A 17,808-nucleotide genomic window follows, 5' to 3' on the forward strand; every position below is an offset into this window, starting at 1 on the left:
CGGTGGCACTCCGCTTGCAGCGCATTGGCGTGATCGAATCAGGACGTGGACTATGGTGTCGCCTCGGAGGAGACAGGCATGACTATCCGGAACCTCTGTTCAAGGCCTTGCGGAAGGCGAGACTTCTGTCGGGGTCCACTGATCCTCCTGGTGGCCGCCTTGGCTTTCGGGCATCCGGCGGCGGCCCAGGAGCCGGACGCATTGTCCTCATCTGAGGTCGCTTTCGGCGAGGAGATCGATGTCCGCGTTGTCAACCTCCAGGTCGTCGTCGAAGACGGCGAGGGACACCGCGTGTCAGGGCTCACGGCAGACGATTTCCTGGTACTGGTCGACGGTGAGGAGGTCGAGGTCGAGTACTTCACCGAGATCTCCCGGGGACGTGCGCGACCGATGTCTGGCGCCGACGCGCCGCCGGCCGTGGGTGGTGGCGACGTCGTGGCCACGCACTACGTGCTCTTTGTGGACGATGAGCGTTCGCTGCGGGCCCTGAGACGGCCGGTGTTGCGAGGCTTTGCGGACAGGCTCGGCCTGTTGGATCCGGCCGACCGGGTGGCTGTGGTCGTCCAAACCGACGGACGCCTCGAGCTCCTGAGTCCGTTCACGACGGATCGCGGGGCCACGTCCGCTGCGCTCGAGGAGCTCGATCGGGGGCGACGCTTTCGAGGCCTCCTGGATTCCCGGCGAATCCTCAGGACATTCACCGGAGGAGGTGGTGGAACGGCCGCGTACTTTCGCGATGCCGGGCCGCAGAGCCATGCGTCCGAAGCCGCGGCCGACCTGGTGGCTCGAGGTGGTGGCGTCTCAGCACACGTGGACCGCAACGCGGGAGGGGAGGCGCTGCTCGACAGCCGTGCGGTCGTTTCCGAGGGCCTGGGGGCCGCGGGAGCGATCGTGGCGTCCGACCTGGTGTTCGCCAACATGAAGCCCGACAGTTTCGAGCAGGAAGCGAGGGCTTCGATCCTTGAACAGGATCTGAGCCTTTCGGTCGATGCCGTGGTCTCGGCGATGCGGGCGCTCGATCCACCCGAAGGACGTAAGGTGCTTCTACTCCTGCCCGGCTACTGGCCGACCGGGGAGTTCCGGCCGTCCGGCCGGAGTGCCGGGCTGCGGACCGACCTCGAGTTACTGGACGGACTGATCGACACCGCCAACCTGCTCGGTTACACGATCTACCCGATGGACCAGCAGACCGGTTCGCCGAACATGAGGTTGTGGCAGAACCTGCGCTACGTCGCGCGCGACACAGGTGGCATCGCGTTCATGGCGGGGAGCAACATCTCGGCTCTCGAGCTGGTCGCAAGCGACACGTCGAACTACTACTGGCTGGGTTTCGCGCCGGAGTATCGGCGCGACGATCGCGTGTACGACATCGAGGTCCAGGTCCAACACCCGGGTGTCCTGGTGCGGGCCCGCCGCGGCTATCTGGATCTGTCGCGGGCTACCGAGGCCGACATGGAGGCTCAGCGACATCTCCTCTTTCGGCAGCAGACGGAAGAAGACGTGGCCCCGCTGAGGGTGAGAACCGGCGCGACCAGGTCCCTGCGCGGGAAGAGAATGAACGTGCCGGTGGATGTCGCGATCCCCATCGGGACCTTCACGGCGGTGCCGTGGAACGGCCGGTACGTGCAGCGATTGGAAGTTCGCTTCGCCACGATCGATCACGACGGCTGGCGGGCGGAACAGCCGGCGATTCCCCTCCACCTGCGTCACGACACCGCGCCTTCCCCGGACAGCGTGCAGTGGTTCCGCGCCGACGTGGAGATGCGACACCTTCCGCATACCCTGGTGGTCACGGTTCATGATCCCGTGTCGCGCCAGACGGCGAGCGCCCGCATCGAGGTGAAGCCATGAAGGTCGATCCCTGACAGAATCGGCTTTACGTGGGGCACTTGAGCTTCAGTAGGTCTTCACTCGTACTTGCGGCTGCTCTGATTCTCGTCTGGACGCAGCCGGCAGGAGCGCAGCCTCCTTCCCGGGAGACGGACACTCCGCCCCCCGAACTCTTCTTCGGCGAGGAGATCGACGTCCGGGTGGTCAATCTGGAGGTCGTCGTTGAGGACCGGTCGGGCAACCGGGTGCATGGGCTCGAGGCGGACGACTTCCGGATCTTCGTGGACGGCGTCGAGGTCGATGTCGACTACTTCACGGAGATCCTGGAGAGCCGCGCCGTGGAGTCGCGTGGCGGCGAGGCGCCGCCGGCGATCGGCGACGGCGATTCCGTGCCGACGAACTACCTCCTGTTCGTGGACGACGATCACACCCACGTCGCGTTCAGGCGGCCGGTTGTCCGCGGGTTCGCGAACCAGTTGGCGAACCTCGGCCTGCGGGACCAGGTCGCGGTCGTCGTGCAGAGCCGCCGCCGGTTGCAGGTCCTCAGTCCGTTCACGACGGATCGTCGGCGGACCCGCGCTGCGCTGGCGGAACTCGAGCGCGGGCGCTCCTTCGGCGGTGCGCTCAGGTCGCCGCGCCTGATCGACCAGTCGCGCTTCGCCGAGAATCGGGAGAGCGGTGTGGTGGCGGGCGCCCGGGTTGACGAAGACCTGACGTCCGTCGCCGCGGACCTCCCGTTCGCGTCGATGGACCTGCCGAGCGCGGCGAGCGAGGCGCGGGCGGAGAGCCTGGCGCGGGATCTCGAGTTTTCGGTCACCGCGGTCAGTTCAACGATGCGGTCGCTCGACGTGCCGGACGGCCGCAAGGTGCTTCTGCTGCTGGCGGGCGACTGGCCGGTCGGCACGTTTCGGCTGGCGGGCCAGGGGATCGGCCTCCGCTCGGACTGGAGCATCCTCGACGCGCTGATCGACACCGCCAACGTCCTCGGTTACACCATCTATCCGGTGGATCAGCAGAAGCGGCCGAGTCTGATGCGCTGGCAGAACCTGCGGCAGATCGCGGAGCAGACGGGCGGCAGGGCCTACGTGGCCGGGGCGAACCTTGGAGCGCTCCGGAGAGTCAGCGAAGACACCTCGGACTACTACTGGCTCGGCTTCGTGCCGGAGTACCGCCGCGACGATCGGGCGCACGAGGTGCGGGTCGAACTCAGGCGGCCTGGCCTGCGGGTGCGTTCGCGCAGTGGCTACGTCGATCTCTCGCGCCGGGCCGAGGCTGACATGGAAACGCAGGGTCGGCTGCTGTTCCCCGACGAAACCCGCACCCACGGCGAGCCGGTGTTAAGGGTGGAGATCGGCGAGCCGGAACCGACCGGACCGTTTCGCCGCAAGATGCTCGTGCCGGTGACCGTCTATATCCCGGTGGGCTATTTCCCCGTGTTTCCCTTCGAGGGTCGGTTCCTGACCCGGCTGGAACTCCGCTTCGCCGTCGTCGACCGGAACGGACAGCAGGCGCGGATGCCGGTCATTCCGCTCAACCTGGCCGGCGGGACACAGCCGGCGCCGGATGCCGTCGTGCCCTACGAGGCCGTCCTGACCCTGCGCCGGAGGCCGCACGACCTCCTCGTCTCCGTCCACGACCCGGTGAGCCGCCAGACCGTCAGTGTGCGGACGCAGGTCAGGTCGCGGATGGACCCGATGACCACCGGAGGGTCTCCTTGAGCCTGATCGACGGCGTCGGCGGCGCCTTCATCTTCAGCGAGGATCCGAAGCGGCTCGCCGACTGGTACGCGGACCACCTCGGCATCGAGTTCGAGGGGAGCGAGGAGTTCGGCGCCTTCTACGTCCGCTACGTAGCGGCCGACCCGGACGACGCTGCCTGGGTCATGGACACGACCTTCGCGATCATGAAGGCGAAGCGGCCGGTACCGCGGATGTCTCCCAACGAGGGGACGGAGCAGGGGGACATGTACGGCGACCAGCCCTTCATGATCAATCTGCGGGTGCGCGATCTCGACGCGGTGCTGCAGCATCTCGCGGAACGGGGAGTCGAGCCGCTGCGCCGTGACGACGAGGGCTACGCGCTGTTCGCGTGGATCCGGGACGCGGAGGGGAACCGCGTCGAGTTGTACCAGCCGCGTCCCGACGCGGCGTAGGACACCCGGGTGGCGTGCGGGTGGGGACGATGCGCCGCTCTATTCGAGTCCCTGGCAGGCGGCCTTCGCACCGGCCGGGTCCATCGCGTCGCCGCCTTCGCCGATGTAGGCGATCCTGCCGTCCTTGCCGACCACGTAGGTCACACGCTTGGCGAGACCGGCGTATTGCTCCATCGTCCCGCCATACTGATTGATCACCTTGGCGTCGACATCGCTGAGAAGCGCGAAGTCGAGTCCCAGGTCGGCGGCGAACTTCTTGTTGTCCTCCAGCTTGTCGGCGCTGATGCCGAAGACGATGGAGTCACTGTCGGTGAAGTCGGAGATACCAGCCTGGTATCTGTTCATCTCCATCGTTCATCCGCCGGTGAAAGCTTTGGGGAAGAAGGCGAGCACAACGTTCTTCTGGCCAGCGAACGACGACAACGTCACCTCGGTGCCGTCGGTACTGGGCAGCGTGAAGTCGGGGGCCGCGTCGCCGACCGCCGGTGAGGCGCCGCTTGCGGGTGCGGAAGCGAAGGAGGCGGCGGCCAGAAGCATCGCCGAGGTTGCGCAACGAATCATGGACTCTCCTGGTACTCGGGTTCGTGCCGGCTCGCTCGTTTCGGGACCGGAAGACCGGCGCCATGAAGGCGGGAAGCGCGCGGGAGTGTAGCAGCCCTGGCCTGCTGTACACTGCGCCACCTGCGTGGCCGCCCTCATAGCCTTGCGTCCGTAGTCGCTGCTTCGGCTTTCGCTTGCGCGTCGCCAGCGCTCGAGGACGTACCGCCGGGCTTTGAACTCCACCCGGAGTTCGAACTCGAGCTCGTCGCCGCCGAGCCGGTCGTCATCGACCCGATCGACCTCGCCTTCGACGAACGGGCCAGGGCGTTCGTGCTGGAACTCCCCGGCTATCCGGACATGAAGCGGCCGGCGCGCATCGTGGCCGTCTCGGACACGGATGGGGACGGACGATGGGATCGACGACGACTCTTCGCCGACGATCTCGGCATGGCGGACGCGATCCTGCCGTGGCGCGACGGACTCCTCGTGGCGGCGCCTCCGGACATCCTCTACCTGGAAGACGCCGACGGCGACGGGAAGGCGGATCGTCGCGAGGTGATGCTCAGCGGATTCGCCGAGGGCAACCCCCAGCACAACGTGAACGCGCTCCGGTACGGTCTCGACAACTGGGTGTACGGCGTCAACGGAGGCAATGGCGCCAGGCCGTTCTGGCCGGAGGCTCCGGAGGAGGCCGTCGAACTCGGGCAGGACGACTTCCGGGTCGATCTCAGGACGCGGCGCTTCGAACCGACCGGCCGCGGCGCCGGTGGTTTCGGGATGACGTTCGGTGTCTGGGGCCGCTCCTTCGCCACCCACAACCTGGATCACCTGAGTCAGCTCGTCATCCCGCGCCGCTATCTCGGGCGGCTGCCGCCGTCTTGGCAGAGCGGTCGCCTCCGCCTGGCGCCCCATCCGGACGGGGGTCCCGCCGAGCTGTTTCCGATCGGTGTGCGCCAGACGCGGCCTAATCACCCGGAGCAGTCGGGCCGGTTCTCCGCCGCCTGTGCCGTGACGGCGTACGGCGGCGGCGCCTTCGAGAGCACCGGTCTGACTGGCGAGAGTTTGGCCGTCTTCGTGGCCGATCCGTCGGCGAACGTGGTCCACCACGCGGTCGTCGATACGAGCGGCGCGGCCGCCGAAGCCGGCCGTGGGCGTCCCGGAGTCGAGTTCCTCGCCTCGACCGATCCCCTGTTCCGCCCGGTCAACCTGCGCGTGGGCCCCGATGGCGCGCTCTACGTGCTGGACATGCACCGGGGCGTGATCGAGCACCCGGAGTGGATTCCCGATACGGTCGAGGCCGCGCTCGATCTCTACGAGGGGAAAGACCGCGGGCGCGTCTACCGGATCGTTCCGGCGCGCGGTCTGCCGGCCTGGTCGGCGGACTTCGAGGGCTTCGATCGATCGCGGACTGCCGATCTGGTCGACGCTCTCGGTCACCCGAACCGGTGGCGCCGCCTGACGGCACAGAGACTGCTCGTCCAGGAGCACGGTCCGGAACCTCCGACAGCCCTGGTGCGCAGCCTCCTGGAGCGCCTCCTGGAAACAGACGACTCCCTGGGGCGGCTCCATGCCCTTTGGTCGCTGGCCGGTCTCGGAGCGTTGGACCGGGGGACCCTGACGGCTCTGCTCGACGACCCTCATCCGGAACTTCGTCGAAACGCGTTGCTGGCGTTCGAGGAACTGCTTCACGGCGAGGCGCCGAAGAGCGGTTTCGCGGAAACCGTCGTGGGTCTGATCGGCGATCCGGAACCGGCCGTGCGTTTGCAGGCGATCCTCACCGCCGGCCTCCTGCTCGAATCGGAGGCGTACGTGGGGCCGGAGTTCGGACTGTCGGCCGCCTCAGCGGTCGTGGCCGGAACGGCACGCCCCGAGGCCGGGATGCCCGCGTCGGCCGGCGTGGAGAACCTCGAGCGGTCGGAGCTCGAGCGGGACGGGCCGTGGCTTCGTCTGGCGGCCGTCTCGGTCCTGGCTGACGATCCGGCCGCTGCGCTGAGGCTCCTGCTCGCGTCCGGTGGGTCGGTCGACCCGGGCGGAGCGGACATCGTCGAGCGGGTGGCTGCGCTTGTTCCGGCGGAACGCTTGGGCGAGGTGATCGGCGACTCCCTGGTCGTGCGCGCTCTGAGTGAGTCGGGAGCTGGGAGCGCCGGCACGAGTCGCGCGTTGCTGGCCGGGCTGACGACCGCCGCTTCAGGCGCCGACAGCGCCGAGTCCGTTGCCGCGGATCTCGGCGTGGCGTTGCGGCGCCTTCGCCGATCGAGCGACGATCCCCTGGCTGAGTCGGCCTGGAGTATGACCGCCGCTCTGAGGGTCGATGTGTCCCCGGAGGAGATCGCGCACCTCGACTGCGCCGGAGTTCGGGCAGCGGACGGGGACCGGGACGTGGCGGAGCGGCTAGAAGCTCTCGCACTCTTCGGTCTTCGTCGACTCTGGCCCGCTAGCGCGCAAGAAGCGGCCGCTCCGTGTCCTGGCGGTACAAGCCCCGGCGAAGCGTCCGCCGCCGGCTCCTGGCTGGAGCGGATGGGTTCGTTGCTGGATGCCGGCCATCCGGCGCCGGTGCAGCGGGCGGCCATGGCGGAGCTTGCGGCCGCGGAGGAGGCGGCGGTCACGGCGTACGTCGTCGATCGCTGGCCCTACCTGGGGCCGGCCGCGCGAAGGGATGCCGCGAGTTACCTGATCCGGGGCAGGGGGCGGCACCGCGCCCTTCTCGACGCGCTGGAGAGCGGCCGCATCCGACTCGGCGAGATGAACTTCATCCTGGAGCGGCGCCGCTTCCTGCTGCGTTCGCCGGACCAGGAGGTGCGGCGCCGCGCGGCGGCCCAGTTCGACGACGCCGGCGTCGCGACCCGGGCCGAGGCGATCGCGGCGATGCGGCCGGCGCTCGAACTCGACGGGGATCCGAAGCAGGGCGAGGCACTGTTCCTGGAACTCTGTGCACGTTGTCACCAGAGCGGTGGCATGGGCTTCGGTCCGGGCCCGGATCTCGCCGGCATCGGCCGCAAGAGCGGCGAGACCCTGCTGCACGACATCCTGGACCCGAACGCCGCGGTCGACGCCGTCTACGTGAACTACATCGTGGAAACGACAGAGGGAGAGGTCTTCTCCGGCATCCTCGCCGAGAGTTCCGGCGGCGGCGTGGTCCTGCGGGCGGCCGAGGACACGGTGATCGAGGTCCCCGCCGAACGGATTCGGGAGGTGCGCAGCGACGGGCTCTCGATGATGCCCGAGGAGCTCGAGGCGGGTCTCGAACCCGAGGACCTGGCCGATCTGCTCGCCTTTCTGAGCCGCCGTTAGCGCGAGGCTAACGTCGCCGGAGCGCTTCGATCTCCAGGAACCGCTCCTTGAGACGCACCGCCTGCTCGAGGTCTAGCACCAGGTAGATCTCGTTCGGGCGCGGCCCGCGCCGGAGGTAGTCGTAGAGATAACCGGGGAGCTTGTCGTGGCGGCCGAGAGCGCGCCAGAAGGCCTCTTCCGCGAGGTCGCGGGCGCGCTCGAGGAACGGAGTCGTCACCCGATGCTCGAACGGGCGCAGGTCGTGCATCGCCTCCAGGGCGAGGTAGTTCAGCCGGCGCGTCGTCTCGTCGACCGGGAACGACAGCACCGTGCCGAAGGGAAGCTCGTCGCCGAACCACGGCGGCAGGGACTCGAGCGCCGTGTTCGGACCCAGCGGATAGGGCTCGGCACGGGTCGCGTGATTGGTGTAGAGCAGCAGCGAGCCCTCGAAACCGCGTTCCTCCAGCGCCTCGATCAACGCCACCGTCGTGTACTGGTGGTCGGCGTGGCTGTCGAGCAGGGGGTTGGGCGCCGCGATCAGGTCGGGACCGGTCCAGTCGACCTCCCGTCGCAGGTCCGCGACGAGGGCCGGCCAGCTCGACTCGAACGGTCTGGTCGCAAGTTGCGGCTCCGTGTTGACCTGCCGGAACAGGCCCGGATCCTCGAGTTCCGTGAGGATCGGCGGCACGATTCCGGGCCGCCGCTCGTAGAGCGTGCGCAGAACGCCGTCGAAGTGCCCGAGGTTGCGGGAGCGGCTGATCGGCACGCCGCCCAGGAAGGGGACGGTCAGGCTGTCCCAGGTGCGGATCAGGCCCTTGATGCGATAGTGCTCGCCGTTGTCGGGGAACAGGCCTCCGTAGTTCTTGCCTCCGTAGTCGCCGGCGGTCACGGTGACCACGTCGGCGTGGGTCGTCGCGTAGAGGCCGAAGGCGGCGATCTCGGCATCGTCGGGATGGGGGGCAACGACGAGCACCCGGGTCGAGGCGTCGATCGGTTGGTTGGCGAAGGTGACCAGACGAGCCGACCCCGTGCGCCATCCGATCTGCCGCCCGACCATGTCAATGGGACCGCGGCCCGCCGCCGGCGACACGTTGAGGTAACGCCGGCCGGTCGAGCGTGGTGCGAAGGACTGGGTGAAGGTCTCGCCGCCCGCGCGAAACTCGATGTAGGGAGCCAGCGACGGAAAGAGGGGCCTGGTCTTGACGTGGAGTTCGAGGAATGCGGTGATGCCCGCGCCGGCCGCCTCCGCCGGCCACTCGAATCCCCCGCGGGTGAGGCGGACTTCGAACGTCTGTGCGTCGCGCCGCTCCAGGGTGTAGTCGTGCGCCTGACGCGGATCGTGCCGGAAGAAGTTCCGGTAGGAGCTACCGCGGCAGTGGCCCCAGAGTCCGACCGCCACCAGGGCGATCAACAGGGCGACCCAGTGCCTGGGGACCCAGCGCCGGGAAGTCACCGCGGACCGGGAGGCGGTGGACCGACGTACTCGCAGTGGCCCCGCGCCCCAAGCAGTTCGTCGATCTCGCTCTTGATCGCCTCGCCGATCGGGGCGCGGCTGCCGTTGGCGCCCGCGGTGACGATCGCGTCGTCGAGTTCGATCCTGAACTCCACGTCGACTCCTCCGTTCGGCCTGCCGTTCACGCCCTTGTGCCGGTGCCGGTCGAGCAGGTCGCGGAGACGCTCCAGCTCGTCGTCGAGGCTGTTGCCGCCGCTTCCTGTGCCCGTCGTGCCGTCGAGGTGGATGCGGAGGCGCCGCGAGAGCTTCGCCTCGGCCTCCGCGGTGCCGATCACCCTGCTGACGACCAGGTTCGGGTCCTCGCGGCGCCGGTCGACCCGACCGACGAAGAACAGGACCGCGCCGCGATCCAGAGCCGCCTCGTAGTCGGAGTAGGCATCCGCGAACAGGACGCCCTCGATCCGGTCGCTTCGATCCTCGAGCTGAACGATCGCCATCTTCTGGCCCGGATTGCGTCCCTTCCGCGTGCGCGTCGTCCGGATCCCGCCCAGCAATGCGCCGAGGACGACTTCGGTCTCCGCGGGCAGCTTCTTCAACTGCTCGACATTCACGTTGCCGAAGCGCTCAAGCAGCTCCCGGTGATCGTCCAGCGGATGACTGGTCGCGAAGAAACCGAGTGCTTCCTTCTCGTAACCCAGGAGTTCGCTGGCGCTCCAGGGCGGCACCGAGGGCAGGTCCTGGTCGGCTTCCTCCTCAGCCTGGGCGTCATCCGTGCCGGCAAAGAGCAGGCTCGCCTGTCCGCTCTCGCGATCGGCCGCGGCGCGCTGCCCCGCCTTGATGGCCGGCTCGAGCGCCTGGAGCATAGCCGCGCGCTTCTCCTGCCCGTGAATCCGGTCGAAGGCGCCCGACTTGATCAGGGCATCGATCGCGGTGCGGTTGACGACCGCCAGGGGAACCCGGCGGCAGAAGTCCCACAGACTGCGGAAGGGCCCGCCGTCGTCTCGCGCCTCGAGGATCGCGCGCACGGCCTTCTCGCCGACGCCCTTGACCGCGGACAGGCCGAAGCGGATGTGTCCGTTCGCGGTGCCGTGCTCCTCGCCGGGATCGAAGACGACGTGGAAGCGCACTCCGGAGCGGTCGATGTCGGGCGGGCCGACGTCGATTCCCGTACGGCCACCCGGGAGTGCGACCCGCGCGCATTCGTCCACGTAGTGGACCAGCTTGTCCGTGTTGTCGGCGGCGTAGGTGAGGACCGCGGCCATGTACTGGACCGGGAAGTAGGTCTTCAGATACGCCGTCTGGTAAGCGAGCAGGGTGTAGCCCACGGAGTGCGACTTGTTGAAGCCGTAGCCCGCGAACTCCTCGATCAGGCCAAACAACTGTGCTGCCTGGGCCCTGTCCAGACCCTTCTCCTGGGCGCCGGCAAGAAAGCGCTTCTGAGCGGCGTTGATCGTCTTGCGGCTCTTCTTGCTGATCGCCTTGATCAGGGTGTAGGCCTCTCGCAGCGGCACGTCTCCCAGCTCATGGACGATCTGCATGACCTGTTCCTGGTAGACCATGATGCCGTGCGTGTCGGCGGTGTGACGGTCGACGATCTCGTGCACCTGGGGAGCCTTCTCGCGGCCGTGCTTGCGGTCGCAGTAGGTGCCGATGAGCGCCATCGGACCCGGCCGGAAGAGCGCGTTGGCGGCGACGAGATCCTCGAACCGGTCGGGCCTCATCTGCAGCAGCAGATTGCGCATGCCCTCCGACTCGAACTGGAACGTGCCCGCCGTTTCAGCGCGGGCGAAGACGTCCAGCACGCGTCGATCGGCGAGGTCGATGCGGTCGAGATCGAGCGGGTCGCGACCTTCGGGAACGCCTGGAACCGCCGCCGCGATCGCCTCCGGCGGCAGCGTCTCGCGCACCAGTTGGCGGCAGCGCTCGATGATGGAGAGCGTGGTCAGCCCCAGGAAGTCCATCTTCAGCAGGCCCATCTTCTCGACCGTCGGACCGTCCCACTGGGTGACCAGAACCTCCCTGGAGCCCTGGCTGCGGTTGGTTGCCAGGGGTACGAGGTTCTCGAGCGGCTGGGTGGCGATGACGAGCCCGGCCGCGTGGACGCCGCTGTGCCGGGTGATGCCCTCGAGTTCCCTCGCCGTGTCGATGACTCCCCGGATCTGCTCGTCGCCGTCGTAGAGGTCTCTGAGTTCCTTCTCGCGCTCCAGCGCCTGGTCGATCGTGACGCCGAGTTCGGAGCCGATCAACCTGCAGATCCGGTCGACCTGGGCCAGCGGGAGTTCATGCACGCGCCCGACATCGCGGATCGCCGCCCGCGCCTTCATCGTGCCGAAGGTGATGATCTGGGCGACGTATCCGTACTTCTCGCGGACGTATTCGAGGATCTCGGCCCGGCCGTCCTGGCACAGGTCGATGTCGATGTCGGGGTATTCGCTGCGGTCGGGGTCGGTGAAGCGCTCGAACAGAAGGCCGTAGCGAACGGGGCAGGCATGGGAGAGGCCCAGGGTGTAGCCGACCATCGTGCCCACGCCTGAACCGCGGGCGGCTGCCGGGATGCCGCGCTTGCGGGCTTCGTTGACGAAATCCCAGACGATCAGGAAGTAGGCGCTGATCCTCTTGCCCGCGAGCACCGAGAGTTCATGGTCGAGACGGCGTCGGTGTGCGTCCTCCAGCCGGTCGCCGTAGCGCCAGGCCAGGCCGGCCTCGCTCAGTTCGCGCAGAGCGCGATCGCAGTCGGCGTGAAGCGCGGCCAGTTCCTCCTCGCCGGGCTGCTCGGCCAGAGGCGCCACCCGGTAGCCGGCGCAGAAGCGATCGAACCACGCCCCGCTGCCCGGCTCCGGCTCGGTCTCGCCGGCCGCAAGCTCCGGCGGATCGACGCGCTCCACCCGTACCAGCGGAGCATGGTTGGCGGAGAAGTCGAGTTCCACGTTGCAGCGGTCGGCGATGCGGCGGGTGTTTAGGACAGCCCCGGCTGTCTCCGGATCGTCGAAGAGATCCACCATCTGCTCGGGGCTCTTGACGTAGAGGTCCTTCGGGTAGTGCAGCCGGTCCTCTTCCTGCTTGGACTTGCCGGTCGAGACGCAGATCAGGGTGTCGTGGCTGTCCCAGTCCTCGGCGGTCAGGAAGTGGGAGTCGTTGTCGCACACCAGCGGCAGGTCGAGTTCGCCGGCGAGGCGCAGGATCGCCTCGTTCACCTGGTCCTGTTCGGTCGTGTCGTGCCGCTGCAGTTCCAGGTAGAAGCAGGGTTCGCCCTGCTCGTCTTTGGGGAACTTCCGCCGGTGCCACTCGGCTTCCTCGCGGGCGCGCTCCCAGTGGGTGTCGGCGCCGGTTTCGATGTGCCGTCTCAGGTGGTAGGCGAGCGAGGAGCCGAGATGGCCGTTGATCGCGATCAGCCCGTCGCTCCAGCGGCCGAGGGTCTCCTTGTCCATCCTCGGCCGGTAGTAGAAGCCCTCCAGAAAGCTGTCCGAGGAGAGCTTCACCAGGTTCCGCCAGCCCGTCTCGTTGCGGGCGAGCAGGACGAGGTGGAATCCACCGTCGGCGACGCCCTGAGACTCCTTGTATCGCCGGTCGGAGGTTTCCGTCTTGATGTCCGGTGCGACGTAGGCCTCGATGCCCAGGATGGGCTTGATGCCCTTCTTGCGGCACGCTTCGTAGAAGGCAACCGACCCGTACAAATTGCCGTGATCCGTGAGGGCGACCGCATCCATGCCGAGCGCCTCGATGCGGTCGACCAGGGGCCCGATCCGGTTGCCTCCGTCGAGCAGCGAGTACTCGGAGTGGAGGTGTAGGTGGACGAAGTCCGGGGCCATGCTCGGTAGGAGGAGTCTGCGCCGCGGACGAGGGGTCGGGACCCTGCCGCCCGCTGTGACGGCGCAAGCTTCTCACCGCCGGGTCAGCGGTGCAAGGGCCGGAATCGGGTTTCTCGCGCCTCTTTCCGTCTAAGTCTGTGTGGCCGCGGTCCCGAGGTCAGCCAAGAGGACCCCGGCGCTGGTTCGGGCGCCGCTCCTGCCCCTGGCCGCAGTGCTCGTGGTCGCGCTCGCCGTGGGTGGGCGCGGCCGCGAGCAACTTGGCGTTCTCGACCCGGTGCGGCCGGTCACCGCCGACGTCGCCGTGCCCCCACTCGGCGCGGCGGCCTGGCAGCGCGCCGGGGACGGCTGGACCGCGAGGGTGCGGATCGTCGCGGTCGAACAGGCGGGCCGCAAGGTTGGAGCTCCGGACCGTGCCTGGCTTCGGCTCCGCGGCCGTTTGCCGCCGCCTCCCGACCGGCGCCTGCGGGTTCGCGGATACCTGAGCCGGCGTCAGTCGTACCTGAATCTCCGCGTCTCCAGACCGGGAGACTGGGGACTCAACGTGAAGAGCCGCCGGCTTCTTGACGGCAGGGGAGAAGAGCCGGGACCGTTCCTGCGCACCGTCGTCGAACTGCGGCAAAGGCTCCTCGAGCCGGTGACGTCGAGCGCGCGGCCCGGAGCGATTCTGGCCCAGGCGCTGGTGTTTGGCGATGGACGCCGCGTGCCTCCCGACCTCAGGACGGGTTTGCGGCGCGCCGGTCTTTCGCACCTGTTCGCTGTGTCGGGTCTGCACGTGGGTCTGATCCTGGGCGGTTGCTGGTGGCTCCTGGGCGGAATCTCGAATCGGCTGACCGCGGTCTGCGGCGTCTCGGTTCTCCTCCTGTATGGCTGCCTTGTCGGCCCGAGACCATCGTTGCTACGGGCGGCGGTCATGGCTCTGCTCGTCATCCTGGCGGTGGCGATGGAAAGGCCGCCGCAGGCGCTCAACTCGCTTTGTGCCGCTCTGATCCTGATTCTGTCCTTCAACCCGGCCGCGATTGTTGATCTGGGCTTCCAGCTCAGCTTTCTGGCCACCGCGGGGATCCTCCTGCTGACGCCGCAACTGCTGGAGCTGTGGCGGCGCAAAGCCACCGGGGCGGTGGGCCATCTCGCGGCCGGCCTGGCCGTGACGGTCGCCGCCCAGCTCGCCACTCTCCCGGTCACCGCCGTGCAGATTGGCGTCCTGACACCACTGGCGCCGGTGCTCAACCTCCTGTTCGTGCCCTGGACCGCGTTGACGCTCGGAGTCTCGCTGATCTGGGTTGTCGTGGCGGCGGGGGCGTCGCTGCCCGTGTTGTCAGTGGTCGCCGAGCCGGGCGCCGCCGTGCTCCTGGGACTGCTCGACGCCCTCAGCGTGCCGTTCGCCTGGCTGGCGGAACTGCCTCCAGGGGCGTGGCTGGCGATTCCGGTGAGCGTCCGTTTCGAGCACGCCCTGACATTGGCAATCTGGCTGGGCATCTTTCTGTCCGGTTTCCGGCGGGCCGTCTACTCGCTCTCTCTCGTGCTCGTCTGTGTACCGACGCCGGGCGACCCGGATCCGAGGCTCGTGATGCTCGATGTGGGGCAGGGGGAATCCCTGCTGTTGCGGAGCGGAGACCGCGGGCCGGTCATCCTGGTCGACGGCGGAGGTTTCCGGCAGGGGAACTTCGCGGAGGCGGCGCTGCTGCAGGCCCTGGCCGCCGAGGGGGTACGCCGGATCGATCTGGCGGTCCTCTCGCATGGGGACGCGGACCACTGCCGCGGTCTGCTCGAACTCTCGCGCTACCTGCCGATCGAACGTCTCTGGGCGGCCGGGGCGGAAGTCCGGGATGGTTGCGGCCGGGAACTCGTCCAGCGGCTCTCCGGGCGCGTGCGACTGGTCGAGCGAGGTCACGCCGAATCGCTCGGCCTATGGCGGCTCGGAGTGGTTCATCCCGGGCCCGATCCGGGCGCCCACGGCAACGCGGCATCTCTCGTGGTCCGCGCCTGTGCCGGGCGTTCCTGCGCGTTGCTCACCGGCGATCTGGACATGGCCGGCGAGAGGGAGCTTCTGGCCTGGATCCGGAGCCGGGGCGGATCGCTTCGAAGCGATGTCCTCAAGGTTGCCCATCATGGCAGCCGCACGTCGACCGTCCCGGAGTTCCTGGATGCCGTCAGGCCGCGACTGGCTTTGATGTCGGCCGGCCGACGTAATCCATACGGCCATCCGGCCCCAGAGGTCGTCGAGCGGATTGAACGTCGAGGAGCCCGGGTGTTGCGCACGGATCGGCACGGACGGATCGAAGTCCGTTTCCGGCGCCATGAAACCGGTGTTCGGCGTCCCGTCTTCCAGGTTCGGGCGTGGCCCCCCTAAGGGGCTATCCTGCTTCCATGCCGGAACCCCCGTGGCAGGTGATCGCCGTCCTCGGCCCGACGGCGACCGGCAAGAGTGCCTTCGCGATGGAGTTGGCCGAGGTTCTCGGACAGAGGGGCTTCGGCGCCGAGTTGATCAGCGCCGACGCGCTGCAGGCTTATCGGGGCTTCGACATCGGCACCGCGAAGCCTGGGCCGCGTGCACGGACCCGGGTGCGGCATCACCTGGTTGATGTCCTCGAACCGCACCAGGCGTTCTCGGCGGGGGAGTTCGCGCGCCGGGCGCGTACGGCGGTCGACGAGATCGAGAGCCGGGGCCGTCTGCCGCTCCTGGTAGGCGGCGGCGGGTTCTACCTTCGCGCCCTCTTCGAGGGCCTGGCGCCGGTGCCTCCGGTGCCGCACGAAGTGCGGACCCGCTTGCGAAGCGAGCTCCAGGCAAGAGGCCTCGGCGAACTCCTCGATGAGCTGCGGAGCGTCGACCCGGAGAGCGTGCAAGGTCTTTCCGCCGGCGACACGCAGCGGATCCTCAGGGCCTTGGAGGTGGTTCGTTCCACGGGTCGCACGCTCCCTGACTGGCAACGGATGGGGTCGGAATCGGCGCTTCAGAGGCGGGCGCTCAAGGTTGGATTGACCCTGCCGAGGGCGCTTCTGTACGATGCCGTCGAGGTGCGGGCCAGACGCATGCTCGAGCGTGGCTGGCTGGCCGAAGTGAGGCGTCTGCGGGAACGCGTGACTCGTCGCGATGAGCGTTCGTGGGGTGAACTGCCGGCGTGTCAGGCGATCGGCTACCGGCAGTTCGCCGATCACCTGGATGGAAAGCTGACCCTGGAGCAGGCCTTGGAGGAGACGATCCGTGCCACACGTCGTTACGCCAAGCGGCAGGTGACCTGGTTCCGCCGCGAGAAGGACGTGTGCTGGGTCGACGCCTCATGTCGTGAAGGCGTCGAACGGGTGCTTGAACGGATCGCCCGGAGGGTGGCCGGCGAGCGGCCGGCCGAGGTGTGGCGGTGAGGTTCCGCCGGTACGAGCTGTTCGCATTGGTCGCCGCGCTGATGGGTGCCGGCGCCTGTATGACCACAACGAGCGTTCAGGCGCCGCCGCAGGTGGCCGTCCCGGAACTCGACGCCGTCGCCCGCGCCTTTCTGCGCGAGCCTGTGCTCGGCTACACGGGGAACATCCCGGAGCAGAGCGGCTACGAGATCCGGTCTGCCTCGCAGGCCCTGGCGCGTGGCGAGGTGCGGGTTGCGCGGAGCGCCGTGCAGGCGCTGCTTGCCATCGATCCGACCCTGCTGCCGGCCACCGTCCTCCTGGCCCAGACCCACTTCGCTGAAGGGGACCATTCGGCGGTAGTCGAGTTGCTGGCGAAGCCTCTGTCCGGCCGAACGGCCTACACTGCCGGCCAGCTCGTCTACGCGCGGTCGGCGGAACTCCTGGGCGATGCCGTGATCGCCTACGGCGCCTACCGCGGTATCGCCGGCTTGGACGAGGAAGCAGCCAGTCGGGCCGAGGACCTGAGCGCTCGGGCGAAGGCCGAACTCGGGGAGCGGATCGGAGCTGCGCTCCAGGCCGGCCAGTTGGGAGAGGCCGTTCCTGCGCTGCAGAAGCTGCGGACGTGGGCGCCCGACGAGACGGCCACGGTCGACCTGCGCCGGCGCTTGGCCCGGGCAAGGGGAGACGCGGAGGAAGAACTCCTGACGACAGGGATCCTGATTGCGCGTGGGGAGACGTCGCTGGACGTCCTGGAGCGGCAGGCCGCGCTCGAGGTCGGGAGCGGCGATGCCCGGGTTGGTCTGGAGCTCTACGAGCGGCTCGCGGAACGCCATCCGGACAACGTGGAGGTCGCGGCGGCCCTGACCGCGGCCCGCTTTCACTGGCGCACGACCCTGCTGCCCGACCGTGTGGCCAGACTGCTCGACGCCTCGAGTCTGCTACGGGGAGACTTCGCCGCACTGACCTTCTGGCTGGTGCCCGGCGTCAGGACCAGTACTGGCGGCAACAGGGTCATCGTCAGCGACATTGTGGAGCACCCTCAGCGGCGGGAGATCGCCCGGGTCCTGAACCTCGGGTTGATGACGCCGGTCGATGCGGCGGTGCGCCGGTTCGCTCCTAACGACTACATGCGCCGGGGCCCGGCGCTGGCGACCCTGCTCCGCATGCCGTCCCGGATCGGTAGCGGCGCGGCCTGCGTCGGCGGGAACAGTCCGGCAGCCAGCGACGTGGAGGCCGTGTGCGGAGCGGCGCTGCGTTGTCGCCTGATCTCGGAGCCCTCGGAATGTCGGCCTCAGGCGGCGATCTCGGGCCAAGAAGCAACTGAGGCGCTGCGCCGCACCCTGCACCTCATCCAGTAACCGCACCCCAACCGACCGACGCGATCCGGACGGCCAGCCGCTTCGGTCACACAGGAG

Annotated in this window: 10 protein-coding genes; 7 read left to right on the top strand and 3 right to left on the bottom strand. The window is 68.5% G+C overall.

The window, feature by feature from the left end; all coding sequences use genetic code 11:
- The first annotated feature begins 150 nt into the window (after positions 1 to 150).
- Genes OXG83_04265 through OXG83_04275 form a run of 3 tightly spaced genes read left to right on the top strand, consistent with a single transcriptional unit; the run spans position 151 to position 3,982 of the window.
- The gene (locus OXG83_04265; protein ID MCY3964234.1) at positions 151 to 1,851 is read left to right on the top strand and encodes a VWA domain-containing protein; all 1,701 of its coding nucleotides are present in this window, start codon (positions 151 to 153) and stop codon (positions 1,849 to 1,851) included.
- Between the two features lie 38 nt (positions 1,852 to 1,889).
- Positions 1,890 to 3,548: a VWA domain-containing protein gene (locus tag OXG83_04270; GenBank protein MCY3964235.1), complete on the top strand. Its 1,659-nt coding sequence runs from the start codon at positions 1,890 to 1,892 to the stop codon at positions 3,546 to 3,548.
- Positions 3,545 to 3,982, top strand: coding sequence for a VOC family protein (locus OXG83_04275; protein ID MCY3964236.1), 438 nt, complete (start codon positions 3,545 to 3,547; stop codon positions 3,980 to 3,982). The genes OXG83_04270 and OXG83_04275 overlap by 4 nt, the downstream gene beginning before the upstream one ends.
- 39 nt (positions 3,983 to 4,021) lie before the next feature.
- On the opposite strand, the gene OXG83_04280 is transcribed toward OXG83_04275, so the two are convergent.
- On the bottom strand, positions 4,022 to 4,519 hold the full coding sequence (locus OXG83_04280) for a peroxiredoxin (protein ID MCY3964237.1): 498 nt from the start codon (positions 4,517 to 4,519) through the stop codon (positions 4,022 to 4,024).
- A 144-nt stretch (positions 4,520 to 4,663) separates the two neighbouring features.
- Between OXG83_04280 and OXG83_04285 the strand changes: the two genes are divergently transcribed.
- Entirely contained in the window at positions 4,664 to 7,813 is a 3,150-nt protein-coding gene (locus OXG83_04285) for a c-type cytochrome (protein ID MCY3964238.1), read from the top strand.
- 7 nt (positions 7,814 to 7,820) lie between these two features.
- Here OXG83_04285 and OXG83_04290 read toward each other — a convergent pair whose 3' ends face one another.
- Positions 7,821 to 9,245: a PIG-L family deacetylase gene (locus OXG83_04290; GenBank protein MCY3964239.1), complete on the bottom strand. Its 1,425-nt coding sequence runs from the start codon at positions 9,243 to 9,245 to the stop codon at positions 7,821 to 7,823.
- Positions 9,242 to 13,054: a DNA polymerase III subunit alpha gene (dnaE, locus tag OXG83_04295; GenBank protein MCY3964240.1), complete on the bottom strand. Its 3,813-nt coding sequence runs from the start codon at positions 13,052 to 13,054 to the stop codon at positions 9,242 to 9,244. Before dnaE ends, OXG83_04290 begins: the two co-directional genes overlap by 4 nt.
- Before the next feature lie 139 nt (positions 13,055 to 13,193).
- Here dnaE and OXG83_04300 point away from each other — a divergent pair, with 139 nt between their 5' ends.
- The 3 genes from OXG83_04300 to OXG83_04310 are packed head-to-tail and all read left to right on the top strand — an operon-like array spanning position 13,194 to position 17,751.
- Positions 13,194 to 15,404, top strand: a complete 2,211-nt coding sequence (locus tag OXG83_04300; protein ID MCY3964241.1) for a DNA internalization-related competence protein ComEC/Rec2 — start codon at positions 13,194 to 13,196, stop codon at positions 15,402 to 15,404.
- A gap of 17 nt (positions 15,405 to 15,421) precedes the next feature.
- Positions 15,422 to 16,414 (top strand): tRNA (adenosine(37)-N6)-dimethylallyltransferase MiaA, encoded by a 993-nt coding sequence (gene miaA, locus OXG83_04305; protein MCY3964242.1) that lies wholly within the window; start codon positions 15,422 to 15,424, stop codon positions 16,412 to 16,414.
- Positions 16,411 to 17,751, top strand: coding sequence for a hypothetical protein (locus tag OXG83_04310; GenBank protein ID MCY3964243.1), 1,341 nt, complete (start codon positions 16,411 to 16,413; stop codon positions 17,749 to 17,751). The genes miaA and OXG83_04310 overlap by 4 nt, the downstream gene beginning before the upstream one ends.
- The last annotated feature ends 57 nt before the right edge of the window (positions 17,752 to 17,808 follow it).

This window comes from Acidobacteriota bacterium, assembly GCA_026707545.1.
In the GTDB taxonomy this organism is placed as follows: Bacteria; Acidobacteriota; Thermoanaerobaculia; order Multivoradales; family Multivoraceae; genus Multivorans.

Excerpts from the sequence above, each read along its gene's own strand:
- miaA (MCY3964242.1), top strand. The coding sequence starts at position 15,422 with ATGCCGGAACCCCCGTGGCAGGTGATCGCCGTCCTCGGCCCGACGGCG.
- dnaE (MCY3964240.1), bottom strand. The coding sequence starts at position 13,054 with ATGGCCCCGGACTTCGTCCACCTACACCTCCACTCCGAGTACTCGCTG.